Source organism: Microbacterium sp. GXF6406 (assembly GCF_054798215.1).
Map to the genome: position 1 here is coordinate 16,794 of NZ_JBSJZH010000020.1, position 22,576 is coordinate 39,369.

23 protein-coding genes are annotated in these 22,576 nt (G+C 68.4%); 21 read left to right on the top strand and 2 right to left on the bottom strand.

Annotated features, from left to right (window positions below; all coding sequences use genetic code 11):
• The first annotated feature begins 3 nt into the window (after positions 1-3).
• Genes ACWAUG_RS11090 through ACWAUG_RS11105 form a run of 4 tightly spaced genes read left to right on the top strand, consistent with a single transcriptional unit; the run spans position 4 to position 3,728 of the window.
• Entirely contained in the window at positions 4-1,308 is a 1,305-nt protein-coding gene (locus ACWAUG_RS11090; protein ID WP_460802455.1) for an O-acetylhomoserine aminocarboxypropyltransferase/cysteine synthase family protein, read from the top strand.
• The gene (locus ACWAUG_RS11095) at positions 1,305-1,871 is read left to right on the top strand and encodes a CoA-binding protein (RefSeq protein WP_298039107.1); all 567 of its coding nucleotides are present in this window, start codon (positions 1,305-1,307) and stop codon (positions 1,869-1,871) included. The genes ACWAUG_RS11090 and ACWAUG_RS11095 overlap by 4 nt, the downstream gene beginning before the upstream one ends.
• A 37-nt stretch (positions 1,872-1,908) precedes the next feature.
• Entirely contained in the window at positions 1,909-2,508 is a 600-nt protein-coding gene (gene coaE, locus ACWAUG_RS11100; protein WP_460802456.1) for a dephospho-CoA kinase, read from the top strand.
• Positions 2,505-3,728: an MFS transporter gene (locus ACWAUG_RS11105; RefSeq protein WP_460802457.1), complete on the top strand. Its 1,224-nt coding sequence runs from the start codon at positions 2,505-2,507 to the stop codon at positions 3,726-3,728. The genes coaE and ACWAUG_RS11105 overlap by 4 nt, the downstream gene beginning before the upstream one ends.
• On the opposite strand, the gene ACWAUG_RS11110 is transcribed toward ACWAUG_RS11105, so the two are convergent.
• Positions 3,673-4,278, bottom strand: coding sequence for a DUF4126 domain-containing protein (locus tag ACWAUG_RS11110; RefSeq protein WP_460802458.1), 606 nt, complete (start codon positions 4,276-4,278; stop codon positions 3,673-3,675). The genes ACWAUG_RS11105 and ACWAUG_RS11110 overlap by 56 nt on opposite strands.
• Positions 4,279-4,337: 59 nt before the next feature.
• Between ACWAUG_RS11110 and uvrB the strand changes: the two genes are divergently transcribed.
• Positions 4,338-6,413, top strand: a complete 2,076-nt coding sequence (gene uvrB, locus ACWAUG_RS11115) for an excinuclease ABC subunit UvrB (protein WP_298039116.1) — start codon at positions 4,338-4,340, stop codon at positions 6,411-6,413.
• A gap of 16 nt (positions 6,414-6,429) precedes the next feature.
• Here uvrB and ACWAUG_RS11120 read toward each other — a convergent pair whose 3' ends face one another.
• Complete coding sequence (locus ACWAUG_RS11120; protein ID WP_298039118.1) at positions 6,430-6,672, bottom strand: hypothetical protein; 243 nt, start codon at positions 6,670-6,672, stop codon at positions 6,430-6,432.
• A gap of 63 nt (positions 6,673-6,735) precedes the next feature.
• Between ACWAUG_RS11120 and ACWAUG_RS11125 the strand changes: the two genes are divergently transcribed.
• The 16 genes from ACWAUG_RS11125 to ACWAUG_RS11200 all read left to right on the top strand — a co-directional run bounded on the left by ACWAUG_RS11125 (position 6,736) and on the right by ACWAUG_RS11200 (position 22,571).
• Complete coding sequence (locus tag ACWAUG_RS11125; protein WP_460802488.1) at positions 6,736-7,158, top strand: MarR family winged helix-turn-helix transcriptional regulator; 423 nt, start codon at positions 6,736-6,738, stop codon at positions 7,156-7,158.
• A gap of 81 nt (positions 7,159-7,239) precedes the next feature.
• Complete coding sequence (locus ACWAUG_RS11130) at positions 7,240-7,956, top strand: DUF4129 domain-containing protein (protein ID WP_298039122.1); 717 nt, start codon at positions 7,240-7,242, stop codon at positions 7,954-7,956.
• Positions 7,953-8,423, top strand: coding sequence for a hypothetical protein (locus ACWAUG_RS11135; protein ID WP_298039124.1), 471 nt, complete (start codon positions 7,953-7,955; stop codon positions 8,421-8,423). Before ACWAUG_RS11130 ends, ACWAUG_RS11135 begins: the two co-directional genes overlap by 4 nt.
• Positions 8,420-9,394 (top strand): AAA family ATPase, encoded by a 975-nt coding sequence (locus ACWAUG_RS11140; RefSeq protein WP_460802459.1) that lies wholly within the window; start codon positions 8,420-8,422, stop codon positions 9,392-9,394. Before ACWAUG_RS11135 ends, ACWAUG_RS11140 begins: the two co-directional genes overlap by 4 nt.
• A gap of 381 nt (positions 9,395-9,775) precedes the next feature.
• A complete protein-coding gene (locus ACWAUG_RS11145) occupies positions 9,776-10,651 on the top strand; it encodes a DUF58 domain-containing protein (protein ID WP_460802460.1) in 876 nt (291 codons plus the stop codon).
• On the top strand, positions 10,648-11,157 hold the full coding sequence (locus ACWAUG_RS11150; RefSeq protein WP_460802461.1) for a hypothetical protein: 510 nt from the start codon (positions 10,648-10,650) through the stop codon (positions 11,155-11,157). The genes ACWAUG_RS11145 and ACWAUG_RS11150 overlap by 4 nt, the downstream gene beginning before the upstream one ends.
• Before the next feature lie 46 nt (positions 11,158-11,203).
• Positions 11,204-14,092: an excinuclease ABC subunit UvrA gene (gene uvrA, locus ACWAUG_RS11155; protein WP_460802462.1), complete on the top strand. Its 2,889-nt coding sequence runs from the start codon at positions 11,204-11,206 to the stop codon at positions 14,090-14,092.
• On the top strand, positions 14,092-16,011 hold the full coding sequence (gene uvrC / locus ACWAUG_RS11160) for an excinuclease ABC subunit UvrC (RefSeq protein WP_460802463.1): 1,920 nt from the start codon (positions 14,092-14,094) through the stop codon (positions 16,009-16,011). The genes uvrA and uvrC overlap by 1 nt, the downstream gene beginning before the upstream one ends.
• A gap of 28 nt (positions 16,012-16,039) precedes the next feature.
• Positions 16,040-16,912, top strand: coding sequence for an RNase adapter RapZ (gene rapZ / locus ACWAUG_RS11165; RefSeq protein ID WP_460802464.1), 873 nt, complete (start codon positions 16,040-16,042; stop codon positions 16,910-16,912).
• A gap of 73 nt (positions 16,913-16,985) precedes the next feature.
• The gene (gene whiA / locus ACWAUG_RS11170) at positions 16,986-17,963 is read left to right on the top strand and encodes a DNA-binding protein WhiA (protein ID WP_298040609.1); all 978 of its coding nucleotides are present in this window, start codon (positions 16,986-16,988) and stop codon (positions 17,961-17,963) included.
• A 182-nt stretch (positions 17,964-18,145) separates the two neighbouring features.
• Positions 18,146-18,769, top strand: a complete 624-nt coding sequence (locus tag ACWAUG_RS11175; RefSeq protein ID WP_460802465.1) for a superoxide dismutase — start codon at positions 18,146-18,148, stop codon at positions 18,767-18,769.
• 98 nt (positions 18,770-18,867) lie between these two features.
• Positions 18,868-19,875, top strand: coding sequence for a type I glyceraldehyde-3-phosphate dehydrogenase (gene gap, locus ACWAUG_RS11180; RefSeq protein WP_460802466.1), 1,008 nt, complete (start codon positions 18,868-18,870; stop codon positions 19,873-19,875).
• Between the two features lie 7 nt (positions 19,876-19,882).
• Positions 19,883-21,097 (top strand): phosphoglycerate kinase, encoded by a 1,215-nt coding sequence (locus ACWAUG_RS11185; protein WP_460802467.1) that lies wholly within the window; start codon positions 19,883-19,885, stop codon positions 21,095-21,097.
• Complete coding sequence (tpiA, locus tag ACWAUG_RS11190; RefSeq protein WP_460802468.1) at positions 21,088-21,879, top strand: triose-phosphate isomerase; 792 nt, start codon at positions 21,088-21,090, stop codon at positions 21,877-21,879. The genes ACWAUG_RS11185 and tpiA overlap by 10 nt, the downstream gene beginning before the upstream one ends.
• An 82-nt stretch (positions 21,880-21,961) precedes the next feature.
• Positions 21,962-22,213, top strand: a complete 252-nt coding sequence (secG, locus tag ACWAUG_RS11195; RefSeq protein WP_460802469.1) for a preprotein translocase subunit SecG — start codon at positions 21,962-21,964, stop codon at positions 22,211-22,213.
• A 1-nt stretch (position 22,214) separates the two neighbouring features.
• Positions 22,215-22,571, top strand: coding sequence for an RNA polymerase-binding protein RbpA (locus ACWAUG_RS11200; RefSeq protein ID WP_460802470.1), 357 nt, complete (start codon positions 22,215-22,217; stop codon positions 22,569-22,571).
• Positions 22,572-22,576 lie beyond the last annotated feature (5 nt).

Consider the following 22,576-nt stretch of genomic DNA (forward strand, 5'->3'; position numbering starts at 1 on the left):
GACATGACGGAAGAACATCGTTTCGGGTTCCGCACCCGCGCGCTCCACGCCGGAGGAACGCCGGATGCCGCCACCGGGGCGCGCGCCGTGCCGATCTACCAGACCACCTCGTTCGTCTTCGACGACGCGAAGGATGCCGGGAACCTGTTCGCCCTGCAGAAGTACGGCAACATCTACTCCCGCATCGGCAACCCCACCGTCGCCGCGCTCGAGGAGCGCCTCGCGTCCCTCGAAGGCGGCATCGGCGCCGTGGCCACCTCATCGGGCATGAGCGCGGAGTTCATCACGTTCGCAGCCCTCGTCGGCGCCGGCGACCACGTCGTGGCATCCGCTCAGCTCTACGGCGGCACCGTCACGCAGCTGGACGTGACCCTGCGCCGATTCGGTGTGGAGACGACGTTCGTGCCGTCGACGGATCCCGCCGACTACGCGGCGGCGATCCGTCCCGAGACCAAGGTCGTCTACGTCGAGATGATCGGCAACCCGTCCGGCGAGATCGCCGACATCGAGGGCCTCGCCGAGGTGGCGCACGCCGCCGGCGTGCCGCTCGTCGTCGACGCGACGCTCGCGACGCCCTACCTCGCGCGTCCGCTCGAGCACGGTGCCGATATCGTGATCCACTCGGTGACGAAGTTCCTCGGCGGCCACGGCACCACCCTCGGCGGCGTCGTGATCGAGAAGGGCACGTTCGACTGGGGAAACGGCAAGTTCCCCGAGATGACCGAGCCGGTCGCCTCCTACGGCGGCATCAAGTGGTGGGACAACTTCGGCGAGTACGGGTTCCTCACCAAGCTCCGCTCGGAGCAGCTGCGCGATATCGGTCCGGCGCTCAGCCCGCAGTCCGCGTTCAACCTTCTGCAGGGGATCGAGACGCTGCCGCAGCGCATCGATGCGCACCTCGCGAACGCGCGCATCGTCGCCGAGTGGCTCGACTCCGACCCGCGCATCTCGTACGTCACGTGGTCGGGCCTGGAATCCCACCCGCACTTCGAGCGCGCTAAGAAGTACCTGCCGCTGGGCCCCGGATCCGTCTTCGCCTTCGGCGTGAAGGCCGACGACGGCCGCGCCGCGGGCGAGACGCTGATCGAGAACCTGCAGCTCGCCTCGCACCTCGCGAACATCGGTGACGCCCGCACCCTGGTGATCCACCCGGCATCCACAACGCACCGCCAGCTCACGGCCGAGCAGCTCGTCGCGGCCGGCGCGCCCGCCGACCTCATCCGCATCTCGGTCGGCCTCGAGGACGTCGAGGACATCATCTGGGACCTCGATCAGGCCCTGACCGCCGCGACGGGAGAGACCCGATGAGCGCCGACGCCTGCGAGTTCACCCCGCCCGTCGAGGCGTGCGCCCTGCCGGGTGCGGCTCCCGTGGCATCCGACCCCGCTCGCACCTGGGTGAGCCCGAACCAGCAGGAGCGCTTCGCGCTGCTGCGCCGTTCGCGCTCGGTCGCGATCGTCGGTGCATCCGACAACCCGGCCCGCGCGTCGTACTTCGTCGCGACGTATCTGCTGTCGAGCTCGCCGTACGAGATCTACTTCGTCAACCCGCGCGCCACCGAGATCCTCGGTCAGCCGGTCTACGCCTCGCTCGCCGACCTGCCGGTCGTGCCCGACATCGTCGACGTGTTCCGCAAGCACGACGACCTGCCGGGCGTCGCGCAGGAGGCCATCGACGTCGGCGCGAAGGCGCTGTGGCTGCAGCTCGGTTCGTGGAACGAGGAGGCCGCAGCCCTTGCCGAGGGTGCGGGTCTCTCGGTCGTCATGGACCGCTGCATCAAGATCGAGCACGCGCGCTTCCACGGCGGCCTGCATCTGGCCGGCTTCGACACCGGCGTGATCAGCTCGAAGCGCCAGCTGCTGGCGCGCTGACGCGATTCGTCCCCGGTCGGCGTGACAGGATGAGGACATGCCTCTCATCGCGCTGACCGGGGGAATCGCCTCGGGCAAATCCACGATCGCGCGCCGTCTCGCCGAGCGCGGCGCCGTGATCGTCGACGCCGATCAGATCGTGCGCGACGTTCAGTCGCCCGGCTCGCCGGTGCTCGACGCCATCGCCGCGCGGTTCGGCGCCGAGATGATCGATGCCTCCGGCGCGTTGGATCGCGCCGCCCTCGGCGCCCGGGTGTTCGGCGACGACGAGGCGCTGGCCGCGCTGAACGCGATCGTGCACCCCGCTGTGCGCGACGAGTCCCAGCGCCGCTTCGCCGAGGCCTTCGAGGCCGACGCGGATGCCGTGGTCGTCTACGACGTGCCGCTGCTCGTCGAGGCGCGCGTGGACGACCCGTGGGATCTCATCGTCGTGGCGGATGCTCCGGCATCCGTCCGCCTGGATCGTCTGGTGTCACTTCGCGGCATGAGCGCCGACGACGCCGAGCGCCGGATCGCCGCGCAGGTGCCGGACGACGAACGCCGGGCGATCGCCGACATCGTCATCGACACGTCCGGAACCATGGATGGCACCCTGCGGCAGACCGACGCGGCCTGGGAGCGGATCGCCGCGCGGTGAGCGCGGTTCCCTTCACCGGGCACGTTCCGGGCACGGCCGCCTATCGGCGCCTGCTGATCGGCCTGTTCTTCGCGGGCGTCGCAACCTTCGCGCAGCTGTATGCACCGCAGGCGGTGCTACCGCTCATCGCCGTCGATCTCGACGCGGATCCCGCGACGGCGGCGCTCGCGGTCTCGGCCGCGACGCTGGGGCTCGCGGGCTCGGTGCTGTTCTGGTCTCTCATCGCCGATCGGATCGGCCGCATCCCCGCGATGGCGACAGGCGTCGCGATCGCCACCGTCTGCGGTTTCGCGGCCGTCGCCGCGAACGGGCTCACGCTGCTGCTGGCGCTGCGCGTGGCAGAGGGGATCGGGCTCGGCGCGATGCCCGCGGTCGCCCTCGTCTACCTCAGCGAGGAGGTCTCGGCCCGCCATGCCGCGGCTGCCGCCGGCGGATACATCGCCGGCACGACCGTGGGCGGTCTGAGCGGGAGGCTCATCTCGGGACCGGTCGGCGAGTCGTTCGGCTGGCGCCTCGGCGTGGCCGCGACCGTGGCCGTGTGCGCGCTGGCTGCGGTCATCTTCCTGCTGCTCGTGCCGCGGGCGCGCGGTTTCGTGCCGGGGCGACGGCGAGAGCCCGTCGGGATCGGCATCCGAATGCGCCGCGCGCTGCGATCACGGAGCCTGCTCGCGCTGTATGCACAGGGCTTCTTGCTGATGGGGGCATTCGTCGCGATCTACAACTACCTCGGCTTCCACCTCGCGGAGGCGCCCTTCTTCCTGCCGGCATGGTTCGTCTCGCTGCTGTTCCTCGCCTACCTCGCCGGCACGTTCTCCTCACCCTGGGCGGGTCGGCTCGCGACGAGGCGTGGGCGGATGCCGGTGCTGCTGACCTCGATCGGCTTGTCGATCGTGGGGATCTCGCTGATGTTCATCGCGGTCACGTGGGTGATCATCGTCGGGCTGATCCTGTTCACGGCCGGGTTCTTCGGGGCGCACACGATCGCATCCGGTTGGGTGCCGGTCGCAGCTCCCGATGGCGCCCGCGCGCAGGCGTCGTCGCTGTATTACCTCGGCTACTACGCCGGCTCGAGCCTGTTCGGCTGGGCGCTCGGAGTCGTGTTCGGCCAGGCGGGCTGGTGGTGGTTCCTCGCCGCGGTGCTGGCGATGTCGATGCTCGCCGCGGTTATCGCGGTGCTGTGGTCCGAGCGGCCGCGCGACGACGTGCCAGCCGGCGGATGAGGACGACGGCGAGGACGACGAGTCCGATCAGGAGCAGCCCGGCGAGCACCGGCACGATGATCGCGAGGGCCGCGAGCAGGAAGGATGCTCCATCCTCCGTCGCGCTGAGCACCGGTGCTGCGAGCCCGCCCGTGACGGCGTTCGCGGCGACGCGTCCCGTGGCCTTGACGATGTGCACGACGAGCGCGATCACCACGCCGGTGACGATCGGCACCCAGGCTGAGTCCGCGAAGAACGTGGACGGATCATCGACCGCAATGGTCTGGGCGCTGCTTCCCGCGCCGAACACGATTCCACCGGAGGCGGGGCGCAGCGCGCTCTGCACGACGTCGTTGATCGAGTCGAGGGCGGGGATCTTGTCGGCGATGACCTCGAGCACGAGCAGCGCACCGAGCCCCCAGAGGGAGATGTCGCTCGAGATCCATGACCAGCCGGACGGCAGATCCACGGCGGGCAGGAAACGATCGGCGAGGCCCAGCAGGAACAGCGGCATCCAGGCATTGAGACCGGCGGATGCCGCGAGGCTCGAACCGATGATGAACTCGATCACGCTCCCACTCTAGAAGGAACGTCCGCCCGGATGTCCCCGGCGGCGCCTACGCTGGATGTATGCAACCCACGCGCAGCGTCCGTCCGTTCGAGGTCGTCAGCGAATATGTGCCCGCCGGTGATCAGCCGAAGGCGATCGCCGATCTCGCCGCCCGTATCAACGCGGGAGAGACCGACATCGTGCTGCTCGGTGCCACGGGCACCGGAAAGTCGGCGACGACCGCCTGGCTCATCGAGCAGGTGCAGCGGCCGACGCTCGTACTCGCGCACAACAAGACGCTCGCCGCGCAGCTGGCCAACGAGTTCCGCGAACTCATGCCGAACAACGCCGTCGAATATTTCGTCTCGTACTACGACTACTACCAGCCCGAGGCGTACGTCCCGCAGACCGATACCTTCATCGAGAAGGACTCCTCGGTCAACGCCGAGGTCGAGCGTCTGCGCCACTCGACCACCAACTCGCTGCTCAGCCGTCGCGATGTGGTCGTCGTCTCCACGGTGTCCTGCATCTACGGCCTCGGCGCCCCGGAAGAGTACCTGCGGGCGATGGTCGCCCTGCAGGTGGGGGAGCGCTACGACCGCGACGCGCTGATCCGGCAGTTCATCGCGATGCAGTACAACCGCAACGACGTCGACTTCTCACGCGGAAACTTCCGGGTGCGCGGCGATACGATCGAAATCATCCCGGTCTACGAGGAGCATGCGATCCGCGTCGAGCTGTTCGGCGATGAGATCGAAGCGCTCTATTCGTTGCATCCGCTCACCGGTGACATCATCGAGAAGCTCGATGCGGTCCCGATCTTCCCCGCCTCGCACTACGTCGCCGGCACCGACGTGATCCAGCGCTCCATCGGCACGATCGAGACCGAGCTCGAAGAACGCCTGGCCGAGTTCGAACGACAGGGCAAACTGCTCGAAGCGCAGCGTCTGCGCATGCGCACCGCATTCGACCTCGAGATGCTGCAGCAGCTCGGATTCTGCTCGGGCATCGAGAACTACTCCCGGCACATGGATGGCCGCGAGCCCGGAGAACCACCGCACACGCTGCTTGACTTCTTCCCCGACGACTTCCTGCTCGTGATCGACGAGTCGCACGTGACGGTGCCGCAGATCGGCGCGATGTACGAGGGTGACGCGTCCCGCAAGCGCACCCTCGTCGAGCACGGGTTCCGTCTGCCCAGCGCCATGGACAACCGCCCGCTGCGCTGGGACGAGTTCAAGAACCGTATCGGCCAGACCGTCTACCTCTCCGCGACCCCGGGCAAGTACGAGATGGGCATCGCCGATGGCGTCGTCGAGCAGATCATCCGGCCGACCGGCCTCGTCGACCCCGAGATCGTCGTGAAGCCCTCGAAGGGGCAGATCGATGACCTGCTCGAGGAGATCCGCATCCGTGTCGAGAAGGATGAGCGCGTGCTCGTCACGACGCTGACGAAGAAGATGGCGGAGGAGCTCACCGACTTCCTGGGCGAGCACGGGGTGCGGGTGCGCTACCTGCACTCCGATGTCGATACGCTGCGCCGCGTCGAACTGCTCAGCGAACTGCGCTCCGGGGTGTACGACGTGCTCGTCGGCATCAACCTGCTGCGCGAGGGTCTCGATCTTCCCGAGGTGTCCCTGGTGGCGATCCTGGACGCCGACAAGGAGGGGTTCCTGCGCTCGGGCACCTCGCTCATCCAGACCATCGGCCGCGCCGCGCGAAACGTCTCGGGTGAAGTGCACATGTACGCCGACAAGATCACCGACTCCATGGCCAAGGCGATCGAGGAGACCGAGCGGCGCCGCGAGAAGCAGATCGCGTACAACACGGCGAACGGCATCGATCCGCAGCCGCTGCGCAAGAAGATCGCCGACATCACCGACGTGCTCGCGCGTGAGGCATCCGATACGCAGGACATGCTGCGGGGCAAGGGGCGCACGAAGTCCGGCAAGGGCAAGAGCCCGACGCCGCAGTTGCGCCGCGAGGGGATCGCTGCGGAGGGCGCCGCTCAGCTCGAGGCGACCATCGAAGACCTGTCGAACCAGATGCTCGCGGCAGCCGAAGAACTCAAGTTCGAGCTCGCCGGGCGCCTGCGCGACGAGGTGCAGGACCTCAAGAAGGAGTTGCGGGCGATGGAGCGCGCGGGGCACGCCTGAGGGTCAGTGGCGCCCGTCAGGGGCAGTGCATGAGCGGCTTGGGGCCGGACCGGTCGATCGTGTGCTCGGTCATGGCGTGCCCGCACAGGGGGCAGGCGCGCTCGGCGCGCTGCGCTGAGGTCGGGGGCGGGGTCGGCTCGTAGGGGCCGACGGCCGCGGGGCCAGCCAGGCGGATGAGGTTCGTGTTGAACCACTTGTACAGTCCGCCCGCTTCGCGGATGCGCGTGCGCAGCGGGACACGGTCAGAACTGTTCGCCATGATGCTTAGTGTACTAAACATTAGGCCGCCGGGTATCATCAGGGGGTGCCCACGGACGACGACATGCTCAAGCTCGAGAACCAGCTCTGCTTCGCGCTGGTCACCGCGGCGCGCAACGTCGTCTCGATCTACCGCCCGATCCTCGAGCCTCTCGGACTCACCCATCCGCAGTACCTCGTCATGCTCGCCCTCTGGGAGCAGTCGCCGCGCACGCTCGGAGAGCTCGCCGCCGAACTCGCCCTGGAACCCGCCACCGCCTCACCACTGGTGAAACGGCTCGAAAAGGAGGGCCTCGTGGCCCGCGGCCGCAGCAGCGCCGACGAGCGGCGCCTCGACATCGTGCTCACCGACGCCGGACGGGCCCTCCGCGAGCGCGCGCTCGACGTGCCGCGCCAGGTGATGGAGGCCGTGCAGATGGACGCCGAACAGGTCGCCGCGCTCCGCGACGGCGTCAGCCGCTTCGCCGGCCGCACCGCGCCGGTCTGACGCGCACCGAGGCGACCATCGCCGGTGCGAACGATGCCGGAGTGCATGGCGGAGTCCTCCCGCCCCCCTAGGCTGAATGCCATGGGTCACGAGGATGCGCGCGCCGGATCCCGCACCCGCACCAGGGCTCTCATCGCCATCTCACTGGCCTTCGTCGCACTCATCGCGATCGCCGCTCTGCAGGGGCATCCGGTGTTCCAGTCGATCGACGTCTCCGGCCAGGTCATCATGCCGACCGAGACTCCGGCGCCCGGCCCGACCGATTCCGGCCTCCCGGATCTCGAACCCCGCGAGCCCAACCCGTGGATCGCGATCATCGCGGCCGTCATCGCCTCGGCCGTCGGGCTGACCCTCGCGTTCCTGCTCATTCGCCTCATCGTGCGCGTCATCCGCCAGTGGTGGCACGACCGCCCGCTGCGTCGCGCGGACGGGGGCACTCCGGACGTCGGCCTCACGGCGGCCGCACCCCAGGAGCGCATCGAGGAGGCCGTCGTCCGGCACGGGATCGCCGGTGCCATCGACGCCGTGGCATCCGACCTCGCACCCACGGATGCCATCACCGCGGCCTGGGTCGGCCTCGAGGACGCGGCGAGACGAGCCGGCCAGAGCCGCGGCGCCGCCGAGACGCCGGGGGAGTTCACCCTGCGCATCGTCGGCACCCGTGCGGACAGTGAAGACGCTGTACGGGCGCTGCTCGCGCTCTACGAGAGCGTGCGCTTCGGCGGCCGCATCGCCGAGGAGTCCGATCGCCTCCGCGCCCGCGCGCTGCTCGAGCAGATCCAGGAGCACTGGCGATGAGGGGCCGCGTGGCGCTGACGATCATCGGCCTCCTCGGGGCCGCCGTGGTGGTGTGGGTGCTGTCGCTCATCGGCATGCCGCCGCTGTTCGTCATCGCCTGGCTGCTGCTCGTCGGCGCCGTCGGCATCATCACCCGAGCCGACGAGTCGCCGGAGCCGGATGCCTGGCCGCCGGAGAAACCCCAACCGGACTTCCGAGGCTCGGACGTCTCGCGCCTGGCCTGGTCGATCAACACCCGCAACGGCGCCGTCGGCTCGATGCTCGTCGCCCGGCTCGACGCGCTGCTGCGCCGCAGGCTCCAGCTCCGAGGACTCGACATCGACGAGCCCGGTGACGCCGCCCGCATCGACGCGCTGCTCGGCGACGGCATCCGCACCGCGCTCACCGCCCGAGAGGTTACTCGCGACGACGTCGAGCGCGTGCTCGGCGCCATCGAGACAATTCCGTCCCATCTGGAGGAGAAATGACCGAGATCGCCGACATCGACGAGATCGCCGCCGCCGGCTCACGCATCCTGGCCGGGGTGCGCACCGCCGTCGTGGGTATGGACGAACCGCTCACGATCGCCCTCGGCACGATCCTCGCCGGCGGTCACGTGCTCTTCGAGGACGTGCCGGGCCTGGGCAAGACGCTCGCCGCGCGGAGTCTCGCCGCCGCCGTCGGCCTCGACTTCCGCCGCATCCAGTGCACGCCCGACATGCTCCCGGGCGACGTCACCGGATCGTACGTCTACGCACCCGACACGGGGGAGTTCCGCTTCCGCCCGGGCCCCCTGTTCGCCGGCCTCGTGCTCGCCGACGAGATCAACCGGACGACGCCGAAGACGCAGTCGGCCATGCTCGAGGCGATGGCCGAGCGCCAGGTCACCGTCGAGGGCAACCGCTTCGCACTGCCCGAGCCGTTCCACATCATCGCGACGGCGAACCCCATCGAGTACGAGGGCACGTACGCGCTGCCGGAGGCGCAGCTCGACCGCTTCATGGTGCGCCTGGCCGTCGGGTATCCCACCCCGGATGCCGAGACCGAGATCGTGCTCGCCCGCGCCCGCCGGGGCGTGCCCGAGGCGACGGTCGAGCCCGTCGTCGACGCCGCAGGCCTCGCCCGTCTGCAGCAGGGCGTGGAGCGGATCCACGTGGACCCGGACGTCGCCCGCTACTGCGTCGACCTCGTGCGGGCCACGCGCACCGCCAACCACGTCGCCGTCGGATCCTCGCCCCGAGGATTGGAGACCCTCGTGCTGCTGGGCCGCGCGCTCGCCGCGCTCGACGGCCGCGCCTACGTGCGCCCCGACGACATCAAGCGCATCGCGGTGCCCGTCCTCGCCCACCGCCTCACCCTCACCCCGCAGGCCTGGGCGCAGGGCATCGACCCCGCGGCGATCATCGCGACGGTCGTGGCGACCTGCGCCGTGCCGCCGACCGTCGCCGCGGCCCGATGACCGAACAGCACGTCGAGGCGGAGCACCCCGTCACCTGGCAGCGAACCGCGACCCCGTCGATGGCGGCGGTCGCCGCCGTCGCGCTCGCCGCGGTCGGGGTCGCCTTCTCGCGCCCGGACCTCGTCGTGCTGGGTCTGCCGTTCGCACTGTGGTGCGTGCTCGTGCTGCGCCGGCCGCGACCCGCACGGATAGTCGTAGCTCTGCAAGCGGAGTCCGGGACCGAGCCGGGAACGGTGCACGGCACGGTCGGCGTGCGCGCCGAGGCGGACTGGGCGCAGCTGGCGATCGACCAGGGCGGGGTGCGGCGGGGCGTGGCGGACGCCGCGGACGGCGACGCCGTCGTGCGCACCACCGCACGGCTGCGCCGCGACGGCCCGTGCGGTGGCATCCGACGGCGCATGGGTCAGCACGACGATGCCGCGGCGCGCACTGGGTTGGAATGCGGCGCCGACGTCGATCCGGCTGGGCGCGCTTCCCGTCCCGCCCCGGCTGCGCGGCCTGCACGGCATCTATCGCGGCTCGCGCCCCGGACAGGGCGGCGACTTCCGCGACATCCACCCGTTCGCGCCGGGCGACGAGCTGCGCCGCGTCGACTGGCGGGCCACCGCGCGCCTGGCCCGGCGTCCCGGAGACCTGCTGGTGCGGCGCACAGACACCCTCAGCGACGCATCCGTCGTCATCATGATCGACACCGCAGACGACCTCGGCACGGTCGTCGCGACCTGGGGATCCTCCGACCCCGACCGCAGCGGCGTCACCTCGCTGGACCTCGCCCGCCAGGCCGCCCTGTCGATCGCGACCGCGGCGATCGGCGCCGGCGACCGAGTCGCGCTGCATGAGCTCTCGGCGGACGGACGGACCGTCGCCCCCGGCGCCGGCGCCCGCCATCTCGCACGCCTGAGCCGCGCGATCGCGGCCACCGGCGTGAACGGCCAGATCACCCGGTACCGGCGCACGCCGCCCGTGCCGCACGGCGCGACCGTGCACGTGCTCTCGCCGTTCGTCGACCGCGGGGCCACTGCGCTCGCGCTCGCGCTGCGGGCGAGCGGGCACCGGGTCGTCGCCGTCGACGTGCTGCCTGTCCTCGACGACGCCCGACTGAGCCGTGAGCAGCGCATCGCGCTGCGCACCCTGAGCGCCGAGCACGACGACGCCCTCACCGAGCTGCGTCACGCCGGAGCGGACGTGCTCGCGTGGCGGGTCGATGGAGATGGTGCGGATGCGGCACTGCGCACGGCGGGACGGCGCGGGCGATGAGGTCCCGCACCCACGAGATGCGCGTTCCCTCCGGGATCCCCGCCGCCGTCCTCCGCGCCCTCACCGCGCTCATCGGAATCGCCGGGGTGATCGTGCTGAACGGCTACCCCGTCTGGCAGATGATCGGAGCCCTTGCGTTCACGGTCGGCGCGGTGCTCCCACGCAGCCTTGCGACCTGGGCCGGAGCCGCGGTCATCGTCCTGGGCATGGCGCTCGGCGAGCCGTCGCCGTGGCGCACCGCGCTCGCGCTGCTGATCCTGCACCTCGTGCACGTGCTCGGAAGCGTCTGCATGGTCGTGCCGCTCACCTCACGGATGCAGCCTCAGGCGCTGCAGCCGACATTCCGGCGGTTCGTCGGCGTGCAGCTGATCGCGCAACCGGTCGCTGTGCTCGTCGTGGTGATGCCCGCGGTTGGCGATGGCGGGGTGTCCTGGCTCGCGCCCATCGGAGGCGTGATCGTGGCGGGGGTCGCCGTGCTGCTGCCGCGGGCACGCACGCGATCCTGAACGCGGTCACGGCCCCGATGTCCGTGGCCCCTCTTAGACTTATCGGGTGCCAATCGTCCCTGTAGCAACCACCGGAAAACTCAGTGTTCGCGGTGCCCGCGTGCACAACCTCAAGAACGTCGACATCGACATCCCTCGCGACTCGCTGGTCGTGTTCACGGGGCTGTCCGGGTCGGGCAAGTCGAGCCTCGCGTTCGACACGATCTTCGCCGAGGGGCAGCGCCGCTACGTCGAGTCGCTGAGCGCCTATGCGCGTCAGTTCCTGGGCCAGGTCGATCGGCCCGATGTCGACTTCATCGAGGGGCTGAGCCCGGCGGTGTCGATCGATCAGAAGTCGACCAACCGCAACCCGCGCTCGACGGTCGGCACGATCACCGAGATCTACGACTACATGCGCCTGCTGTGGGCGCGCATCGGCGTGCCGCACTGCCCCGAGTGCGGAGAGAAGATCCAGCGCCAGACGGTGCAGCAGATCGCCGATCAGCTCATGGAGCTGCCCGACCGCACCAGATATCAGATCGTCGCGCCGATCGTGTCGCAGAAGAAGGGGGAGTTCGTCGACCTTTTCCGCGAGCTCGGAGCCAAGGGCTACTCGCGCGCCATCGTCGACGGCGACCTCGTCCAGCTCGCCGAGCCGCCGACGCTGAAGAAGAGCTACAAGCACGACATCTCCGTCGTCGTCGACCGGCTCGTGGCATCCGGCGACATCCTCGGCCGTGTCACCGACTCCGTAGAGACCGCGCTCGGGCTCGCCGGCGGCGTCATGCAGATCAATTTCATCGATGAAGAGGGCGACGCGGCCTGGCAGTCGTTCTCCGAGAAGCTCGCCTGCCCCAACGGCCACGCGATCACCCTCACCGAGATCGAGCCGCGCACTTTCTCCTTCAACGCGCCGTTCGGCGCCTGTCCGACCTGCTCGGGGCTCGGCACGCGCATGTCGGTCGACGTCGACCTCATGCTGGGCGATGAGGACCTCTCGATCCGCGAGGGCGCGATCATCCCCTGGACCACCCAGGGCAAGGGCCTCTTCCAGTACTACGAGCGTCTTCTCGAGGGCCTCGCAGGCGACCTGAACTTCTCGCTCGACACCCCGTGGAAGGACCTGCGCGTCGATGTGCAGGACGCGGTGCTGCGCGGCGACAACTACAAGGTCACGGTCAAGTGGAAGAACCGGTACGGTCGCGAGATGCGATACGCCTCCGGCTTCGAGGGCGTCGTCCCCTACATCGAACGCCAGTACGCGCAGGCCGAGAGCGACAACCAGCGGGCACGCTGGGCCGAGTACCTCCGCGAGGTGCCCTGCTCCACCTGCAACGGCGCGCGCCTCAAGCCCGAGGTGCTCGCCGTCCTGGTCGACCAGCGCTCGATCGCCGAGATCGCCGATCTCAGCCTCGCCGAGGCCGCAGACTTCATGGAGACCCTCACCCTCACCGAGCGCGAGGCGAAGATCGCGGCCCAGGTGCTGCGCGAGATCCGCCTCCGGCTGAACTTCCTCCTGCAGGTCGGACTGAACTACCTCAACCTCAGCCGTTCGGCCGGCTCCCTTTCCGGAGGCGAGGCGCAGCGCATCCGGCTGGCGACGCAGATCGGCTCCGGCCTCACCGGCGTTCTCTACGTGCTCGACGAGCCCTCGATCGGCCTGCACCAGCGCGACAACCGTCGTCTGATCCAGACTCTCGAGACTCTGCGCGACCTCGGCAACACGCTGATCGTCGTCGAGCACGATGAAGAGACGATCGAAGCGGCCGACTGGGTCGTCGACATCGGACCGGGCGCCGGCGTCAACGGTGGCTCGGTCGTGCACTCCGGCCCCTATGACGCGCTGCTCGGCGAAGAGGACTCCATGACGGGCGACTACCTGTCGGGCCGTCGCGAGATCCCCACGCCCGCGAAGCGTCGCAAGATCGACAAGAAGCGGATGCTGACGGTGGTCGGTGCGCGCGAGAACAATCTGAAGGACGTCACGGCATCCTTCCCACTCGGTGTGCTGACCGCGGTCACGGGTGTCAGCGGCTCGGGCAAGAGCTCGCTGGTCAACGACATCCTCTATCGGGTCCTCGCATCCAAGCTCAACGGTGCCCGCTCCTTGGCCGGCAAGCACACCCGCGTCACCGGTCTCGACAACCTCGACAAGGTCGTGCACGTCGACCAGGCGCCCATCGGGCGCACACCGCGGTCGAACCCGGCGACGTATACGGGCGTCTTCGACCGCATCCGGTCGCTGTTCGCCGAGACCCCCGAGGCGAAGGTCCGCGGCTACCAGCCCGGCCGCTTCAGCTTCAATGTCAAGGGCGGTCGCTGCGAGGCCTGCTCGGGTGACGGCACGATCAAGATCGAGATGAACTTCCTGCCCGATGTTTACGTCGACTGCGAGGTCTGCGACGGCAAGCGGTACAACCGCGACACCCTGGCGGTGCACTACAAGGGCAAGAACATCGCCGAGGTCCTCGAGATGCCGATCGAAGAAGCGGCAGAGTTCTTCGAGCCGATCCAGGCCATCCACCGCTACATGAAGACGCTCGTCGACGTCGGGCTCGGCTATGTCCGTCTCGGGCAGTCCGCGACGACCCTGTCCGGCGGCGAGGCGCAGCGCGTGAAGCTCGCGACAGAGCTGCAGCGCCGCAGCAACGGACGCAGCATCTATGTGCTCGACGAACCGACCACGGGTCTGCACTTCGAAGACGTGCGCAAGCTCCTCGAGGTTCTGAACGGCCTCGTCGACAAGGGCAACACGGTGGTCGTGATCGAGCACAACCTCGACGTCATCAAGTCGGCCGACTGGGTCATCGACATGGGTCCTGAGGGCGGTTCCGGCGGCGGCACGGTGCTCGCCACCGGCACCCCCGAGCAGATCGCCCAGGTCGAGGAGAGCCACACGGGCCTCTTCCTCGGTGAGATCCTGGGTGCAGGACGCGGGGCGCGGAAGGCCGGCTGATGGCCGAGGTCCTTCCCTACAAGCCGAAACCGGGCGAGATTCCGACGAACCCGGGCGTCTACCGTTTCCGCGATGCGGAGGGGCGCGTGCTCTACGTCGGCAAGGCGAAGAACCTGCGCCAGCGGTTGTCGAACTACTTCGCCCCGCTGCGCACGCTCCACGAGCGCACCCGGCGGATGGTCACGACAGCGGCCTCCGTCGAGTGGACGGTCGTCGCGACCGATGTCGACTCCCTGCAGCTGGAGTACATGTGGATCAAGGAGTTCGATCCGCCCTTCAACGTGCGCTACAAGGACGACAAGTCCTACCCGTTCCTGGCGGTGACGCTGGGGGATGAGGCGCCTCGGGTGCTCGTGACCCGCAACCGCAAGATCCCGCGGGCACGGTACTTCGGGCCGTACCCCAAGGTGTGGGCGGTGCACGAGACGATCGATCTGATGATCAAGGCCTTCCCGATCCGCACCTGCAGCGATTCGAGCTACAAGCGCGCGATGGCCACGGGGCGGCCGTGCTTCCCCGGGCAGATCGGCAAGTGCGGCGGTCCCTGCTCGATGCGGGTGACGATCGCGGAGCACCGAGCCATCGTCGATGATTTCGTGGCCTTCATGGCGGGCGGGGATGAGCGCTTCACGAAGGAGCTGACGAAGCGGATGCTGGCGGCCTCCGCCGCCATGGACTACGAGTCCGCGGCGAAGTACCGCGACCAGCTCGCCTCGATCGAGGCGGTCCTCGGCAAGAGCGCACTCGTGCTGCCGGCTGACGAGGATGCGGATCTCTTCGGCATCGCCGAGGACGAGCTCGCGGCGGCCGTGCAGCACTTCGTGATCCGGGGCGGCCGAGTACGCGGCGTTCGGGCCACCATGATCGAGAAGGAGATCGACATCTCCGGTGCCGAACTCGTCGACCAGATCCTCCAGCGGGCCTATGGAGAGGGCGTTGATGTGCCGCGCCGCTTGCTGGTGCCGGCCCTGCCCGATGACGCGGCAGAGCTCGAGCAATGGCTGCGGGAGCGTCGCGGGCGCAAGGTCGAGCTGGCGGTGGCCCAGCGCGGTCAGCGCGCCGAGCTCATGCGCACGGCGACGTTGAATGCGCAACAGGCGCTCATTCGTCATAAGACGCGTCGTACGAGCGACTACGTCGCCCGTACACAGGCGCTGACCGATCTGCAGGAGGCTCTGGACCTGGATGCCGCGCCGCTGCGCATCGAGTGCTTCGACATCTCGCATCTGAGCGGCACGAACGTCGTCGCCTCGATGGTCGTTTTCGAGGACGGCCTGCCCCGCACCGATCAGTACCGCTCGTTCAACATCGCCGAGACGACGGATGACACCGATTCGATGTACCAGGTGCTCATGCGGCGCCTTGCGCACCTCGATCGCCCGGAGGATGACGAGCCGGCATCGGTGATCGATGCGGCGACGGGCGAGGCGAGTGCGGTCACCGCCGAGGGCGAGGTGATCACGGCGAAGCGCAAGCCGCGGTTCGCATACCGGCCGCAGCTGCTGCTCGTCGACGGCGGCAAGCCGCAGGTCGAGGCCGCGGCCCGCGCGCTGCGCGATGCGGGGCGCACCGAGATCGCACTGTGCGGCATCGCGAAGCGCCTTGAGGAGATCTGGTTGCCGGGGGAGGACTACCCGGTGATCCTGCCGCGCACGAGCGAGGCGCTGTACCTGTTGCAGCGGCTGCGCGATGAGGCGCATCGATTCGCGATCGTGCACCAGCGCAAGCGTCGCAAGCGCGACATCACCACGGTGCTCGCGGAGGTGCCCGGCCTCGGCGCGTCCCGCATCAAGGCGCTGCTGAAGCACTTCGGGTCCGTCACCGCGTTGCGCGGTGCGAGCGCGGAGGAGATTCAGGAGGTTCCCGGGATCGGGCCGGCACTGGCCACGGGCATCCATTCCCATCTGTCGAGTCGATAGGCTGTACGGACAGGGAGAGGGAGTACCGATGGTCGACGGGGATAAGAACGAGTTCCTCATCGTCACCGGCATGTCCGGTGCGGGGCGTTCAACGGTGGCGAATGCGTTGGAGGATCTGGGGTGGTATGTCGTCGACAACCTCCCCCCGCAGATGCTTCCTCCGCTTCTGGATCTCACGGATCTCGGCGCCGGAGCGCTGCCGAAGGTCGCAGCGGTCGTCGACGTGCGCGGGCGCAACCTCTTCAACGACTTCCCCGAGGTGGCGCGGGCGTTGCGCTCGCGCGGCAGCGTGCGCGTGGTGTTCCTCGATGCGTCCGACGACGTCCTCGTGCGCCGCTTCGAGGCGGTCCGTCGCCCGCACCCGTTGCAGGAGGACGGAACGCTCCTCGACGGCATCCGTCTCGAGCGCTCGCGGCTGACGCTCGTGCGCGAGGCCGCCGACATCGTCATCGACACGTCGTCGTTGAACATCCATCAGCTGGCCACACAGGTCTCGGAGACCTTCGCCGAGGACGGTGCCGCCCGACACCGACTCACGGTTCTGAGCTTCGGTTTCAAGTACGGCCTCCCGACGGATGTGGACCTCGTGGCGGATATGCGCTTCCTCCCGAACCCGTACTGGAACGAGGAGCTGCGCGGCCTCACGGGGCAGGATGCTCCGGTGCGCGATTATGTGCTCGAGCAGGAGGGCGCGGCGGAGTTCCTCGACGCCTATGCGACGGCGCTTGTGCCGGTCCTCGAGGGCTACCAGCGCGAGAACAAGGGTCATTCGACGGTGGCGATCGGATGCACCGGCGGCAAGCACCGTTCCGTCGCCATGTCCGAGCAGCTCGCGCAGCGTCTTGCCGAGATGCCCGGCATCGCGGTGAATGTGCGTCACCGCGATCTCGGGCGCGAATAAGACGGCGCCGCGCCCGGGGTAAACTGGTTCGTTGCGTCGCGATCCGATGCATGAAAGTTTTCCAAGGAGTCCCGTGGCACTAACCACCGACGTAAAAGCTGAACTCGTCAGCATTCGTAATGCACCCCCGACGGTGCGAGTCGCGGAAGTGACGGCTATCCTCCGGTTCGCCGGCGGCCTCCACTCGATCGCCGGCCGGGTGGCCGTCGAAGCCGAGGTCGACGCGGATCTTCTCGCGCGTCGCGTCGCCCGCGACCTTGCCGAGATCTACGGTGTGCGCCCGGAGATCGCCCAGGTTCAGTCTGCGACCGCGACCGAGGGCGCCCGCTATGCCGTGCGCGTGATCGGCGCGGGGGAGACTCTCGCGCGTCAGACCGGTCTGCTCGACCAGCGCCGACGCCCTGTGCGCGGCCTGCCGAACCGTCTCACGACCGGTTCCCGCGAAGAGATCGCCGGCCTGTGGCGCGGTGCGTTCCTCGCGAACGGAACGCTGACCGACCCGGGCCGCTCGGCGATGCTCGAGATCTCGTGCCCGACGTCCGAGGCCGCCATGGCCCTGGTCGGCGCCGCGCACCGCCTGGGCGTCGCGGCGAAGGCCCGCGAGGTGCGCGGCATGCCGCGCGTCGTCGTCCGCGAGGGCGAGGCGATCCGTTCGATCCTGGCGCAGATGGGTGCTGTGAAGACGGCCGCCGCGTGGGAGGAGATGCGTCAGCGCCGCGAGGTGCGCGCCGGAGTGAACCGTCTGGTGAACTTCGACGATGCCAACCTGCGGCGCTCCGCGCAGGCCGCTGTCGCCGCGTGCGCCCGCGTCGAGCGCGCGCTGGAGATCCTCGGCGACACGGTTCCCGATCACCTCCGCACCGCCGGTCAGCTGCGCCTCGCGCACCGTGACGCGAGCCTGGACGAGCTGGGGCACCACGCTGAGCCGCCGCTGACGAAGGATGCCGTCGCCGGACGCATCCGTCGTCTGCTCGCGATGGCGGACAAGCGCGCGCAGCAGGAAGGCATCCCCGGTACCGAGGCCGCCGTGCCTGCCGGGCTCGACGCCTGACGAAACGCTGTTCTCGAGAAGTCCCAGGGAGTGATCCCTGGGACTTTTTCGTCATCAGGGGAAGCATCCCCACCATCGCGACGTTGACGTCAGTAGGATGAAAAAGTCCGCTCTTCACCGCATTTGGGCTGTGAAGAGGATCGGCAAGCGCCGCGGCGCGGCGCGGATTGGATGAAAGCGACATGACGTACACGCTCCCCGACCTCCCCTACGACTTCTCGGCGCTCGAGCCGCACATCAGCGGCAAGATCATGGAACTGCACCATGACAAGCACCACCAGGCCTACGTGACCGGCGCGAACGCGGCTCTCGATGCACTCGCCGAGGCGCGCGAGACCGGCAACCTCGCCAACGTGAACAAGCTCGAGAAGGACCTCGCGTTCAACCTCGGCGGCCACGTCAACCACTCGATCTTCTGGACGAACCTTTCGCCGAACGGCGGTGGCCAGCCCGAGGGCGAGCTCAAGGCTGCGATCGAGGAGTTCTTCGGCTCGTTCGAGAAGTTCCAGGCTCACTTCGCTGCTGCGGCTGCGGGCATCCAGGGCTCCGGCTGGGCCGTGCTCAGCTGGGAGCCCATCGGACAGCGTCTGATCATCCAGCAGCTGTTCGACCAGCAGGCCAACACGGCCCAGGGCACGATTCCGCTCTTCCAGCTCGACATGTGGGAGCACGCCTTCTACCTGGACTACCTCAACGTGAAGGCCGATTACATCAAGGCGGCCTGGAACATCGCGAACTGGGAGAACGTCGCTCAGCGTCTCGACGTCGCCCGTAAGCAGACGAACGGCCTCCTGGTACTGTCGTAATCAAGACGGGCGTCCCGATGGGCTCTTTGCCCGTCGGGACGCCGATGTCCACATCCCCCGAAATCGCGCACTCCGCGCATGACAATCAGGAGACATCTTTGTCTGTCAAGATCGGTATCAACGGCTTCGGCCGTATCGGACGCAACTACTTCCGCGCGGCTCTCGCGCAGGGTGCGGACATCGAGATCGTCGCGGTGAATGACCTCACCGACAACAAGACGCTCGCGCACCTTCTCAAGTACGACTCCATCACCGGCCGTCTCGACGCCGAAGTCACCTACGACGACCACAGCATCACGGTCGACGGCAAGGAGATCAAGGCGTTCGCGGAGCGCGACCCCGCCAACCTCCCGTGGGGCGAGCTGGGAGTCGACATCGTCATCGAGTCGACCGGCTTCTTCACGAAGGCCGAGCTCGCGCAGAAGCACATCGACGCCGGCGCCAAGAAGGTTCTCATCTCGGCTCCCGCCTCGGGCGACGACGCCACCATCGTCATGGGCGTCAACGAGGGCATCTACGACCCCGAGAACCACCACATCCTCTCGAACGCCTCCTGCACCACGAACTGCCTCGCGCCGCTGGCCAAGGTCTTCAACGACGCATTCGGCATCGAGAACGGTCTCATGACCACGGTCCACGCCTACACGGCCGACCAGAACCTGCAGGACGGCCCGCACAGCGACCTGCGTCGCGCCCGCGCGGCCGCCGTCAACATCGTCCCCACCTCGACGGGTGCAGCCAAGGCCATCGGCCTGGTCCTGCCCGAGCTGAAGGGCAAGCTCGACGGCTTCGCGCTGCGCGTTCCGGTTCCCACCGGCTCGATCACCGACCTCACGGTCACCGCTTCGCGCCCCGTCACGATCGACGAGGTCAAGGCCGCATACAAGGCAGCTGCTGAAGAAGGTCCGCTCAAGGGCATCCTGAAGTACACCGAGGACGAGATCGTCTCGAGCGACATCGTCACCGACCCGCACTCGTCGATCTTCGATGCAGGCCTCCTGCGCGTCATCGGCAACCAGGTCAAGCTCTCCAGCTGGTACGACAACGAGTGGGGCTACTCCAACCGTCTCGTCGACCTGACCGAGTACGTCGCAGAGCGTCTCTGAGCATCCGATGACCCTGCGCACCCTGGAATCTCTGGGTTCGCTCGAGGGCAAGCGCGTCATCGTTCGTTGTGATCTCAACGTCCCTCTGCGGGATGGGGTCATAACGGACGATGGCCGTGTTCGTGCCTCGCTGCCGACCTTGAACGCCCTCATCAATGCGGGCGCACGTGTTGTCGTGTGCTCGCACCTCGGACGCCCCGCAGGGGAGCCCGACGCCCAGTACAGCCTGGAGCCGGTTGCGCAGCGCCTGTCGGAGCTGCTCGGCAAGCCCGTCGCATTCGCCCGCGACACGGTCGGCGAGTCCGCCCAGTCCGCTGTCTCGGAGCTCGAGAACGGCGGAGTCGTCGTCATCGAGAACCTGCGATTCAACGCCGGCGAAACGGCGAAGGACGACGCAACCCGTCAGGCGTTCGCCGCTGAGCTCGCTCAGCTGGGCGATGCCCTCGTCTCGGACGGCTTCGGAGTCGTCCACCGCAAGCAGGCGAGCGTCTACGACCTCGCGGAGCTGCTGCCCTCGGCAGCCGGACTCCTGATCGCCGCTGAGCTCGACGTGCTCGACCGTCTGACCGAGAACCCGGAGCGTCCCTACACAGTCGTTCTGGGCGGCTCGAAGGTCAGCGACAAGCTCGGTGTCATCTCGCACCTGCTGCCGCGCGTCGACCGGATCCTCGTCGGCGGAGGGATGCTGTTCACCTTCCTCGCCGCGCAGGGCCACGCCGTCGCATCCAGCCTTCTCGAGAAGGACCAGCTCGACACGGTTCGCGGATACCTGACCGAGGCAGCCGAGCGCGGCGTCGAGATCGTCATCCCGACGGATGTCGTCGTCGCCGCTTCCTTCTCGGCGGATGCTGCACACGAGGTCGTCGCGGCCGACGCGATCGAGGAGTCCTCGTTCGGTGCCTCCGGCATCGGCCTCGACATCGGACCCGACACGGCAGCGGCGTTCGCCGCGGCGATCCGCGGTTCGAAGACCGTGTTCTGGAACGGCCCCATGGGCGTTTTCGAGTTCCCGGCATTCGCCGCCGGAACACGTGCCGTCGCGCAGGCGCTGACCGAGGTCGACGGCCTCGGCGTTGTCGGCGGCGGCGACTCCGCGGCAGCCGTGCGTCAGCTCGGCTTCGCGGATGACCGCTTCGGTCACATCTCGACGGGCGGAGGCGCAAGCCTCGAGTTCCTCGAGGGAAAGAAACTACCCGGCCTGGAGGTGCTCGGATGGGCGTAAACGCTCGTACCCCGCTGATCGCGGGAAACTGGAAGATGAACCTCGACCACCTGCAGGCGGTCGCCTTCGTGCAGAAGCTGCACTGGGCTCTGAAGGACGCGAAGCACGACTCCGACTCCGTCGACGTCGCGGTCTTCCCGCCCTTCACCGACATCCGCAGCGTGCAGACCCTGCTCGACGCCGACAAGATCCCGTTCGCCCTGGGCGCGCAGGACCTCTCGGCGCACGACTCGGGTGCGTACACCGGTGAGATCTCGGGCGCCTTCCTGTCGAAGCTCGACGCGAAGTACGTCATCATCGGCCACTCGGAGCGTCGTGAATACCACGCCGAGGGCGACGATGTCGTGGCTGCCAAGGTTCAGGCGGCGCTGAAGCACGGGCTCGTTCCCGTCATCTGCGTCGGCGAGACCTCGGAGGACCTGGAGAAGTTCGGCGCGAGCGCCGTTCCCGCCGGTCAGCTCGAGGCAGCGCTCAAGGACGTCCCGGCTTCCGCCGAGATCGTCGTCGCCTACGAGCCGGTCTGGGCGATCGGTTCCGGCCAGGCGGCGACCCCGCAGCAGGCGCAGGATGTTTGCGCCGCGCTGCGAGGCGTTCTGGCGAAGACCCTTGATGACGACGCGGCCGCGCGCACGCGCATCCTCTACGGCGGCTCGGTGAAGTCGGCGAACATCGCCACCTTCATGCGCGAGCCCGACGTCGACGGTGCTCTTGTCGGTGGCGCCAGCCTCGTCGTCGACGAGTTCGCAGCGATCATCCGTTTCGAAAAGCACGTCGGCGTTTGAGCGGGTGGCGGGGCCTCGGCCCCGCCACCTTCTCGTATACTTGACGATTACGGGCACCTGGCCCAGCGAAAGGCTCTCCCTCGTGGCAATTCTTGAGTTCGTCCTGCAGGTCGTGCTGGGCGTCACCAGCGTCCTGCTGACTCTCCTCATCCTTCTCCACAAGGGCCGCGGTGGCGGTCTTTCCGACATGTTCGGTGGGGGGATGACCTCTGCGGTCGGGTCCTCCGGCCTTGCGGAGCGAAACCTCAACCGCTTCACGATCATTCTCGCGCTCGTATGGTTCGTCTCCATCGTCGCGATGGGTCTGATCACGAAGCTGGATGTGGTGAGCTGATATGGCGACCGGAGGAAGCGCGATCCGCGGAACTCGCGTCGGTTCCGGCCCCATGGGGGAGCAGGACCACGGTTACCATGCAGACCGCACGGCGGTCTCGTACTGGGACGGCCTCGGCAACGAGACCGTGCGATACTTCGCTGCGGGTCTTCCCGAAGAGGAGATCCCCGAGACGATCGACCACCCGCAGAGCGGTCTGCCCGCCGGGCGCGATAAGAACAACCCGCCGGAGCTCTCCAAGAACGAGCCCTACAAGACGCACCTCGCCTATGTGAAGGAGCGTCGCACCGACGAGGAGTCGGTGCAACTGCTCGACGACGCTCTCGCACAGCTGCGCGAGCGTCGCGGTCAGGCCTGATCAGA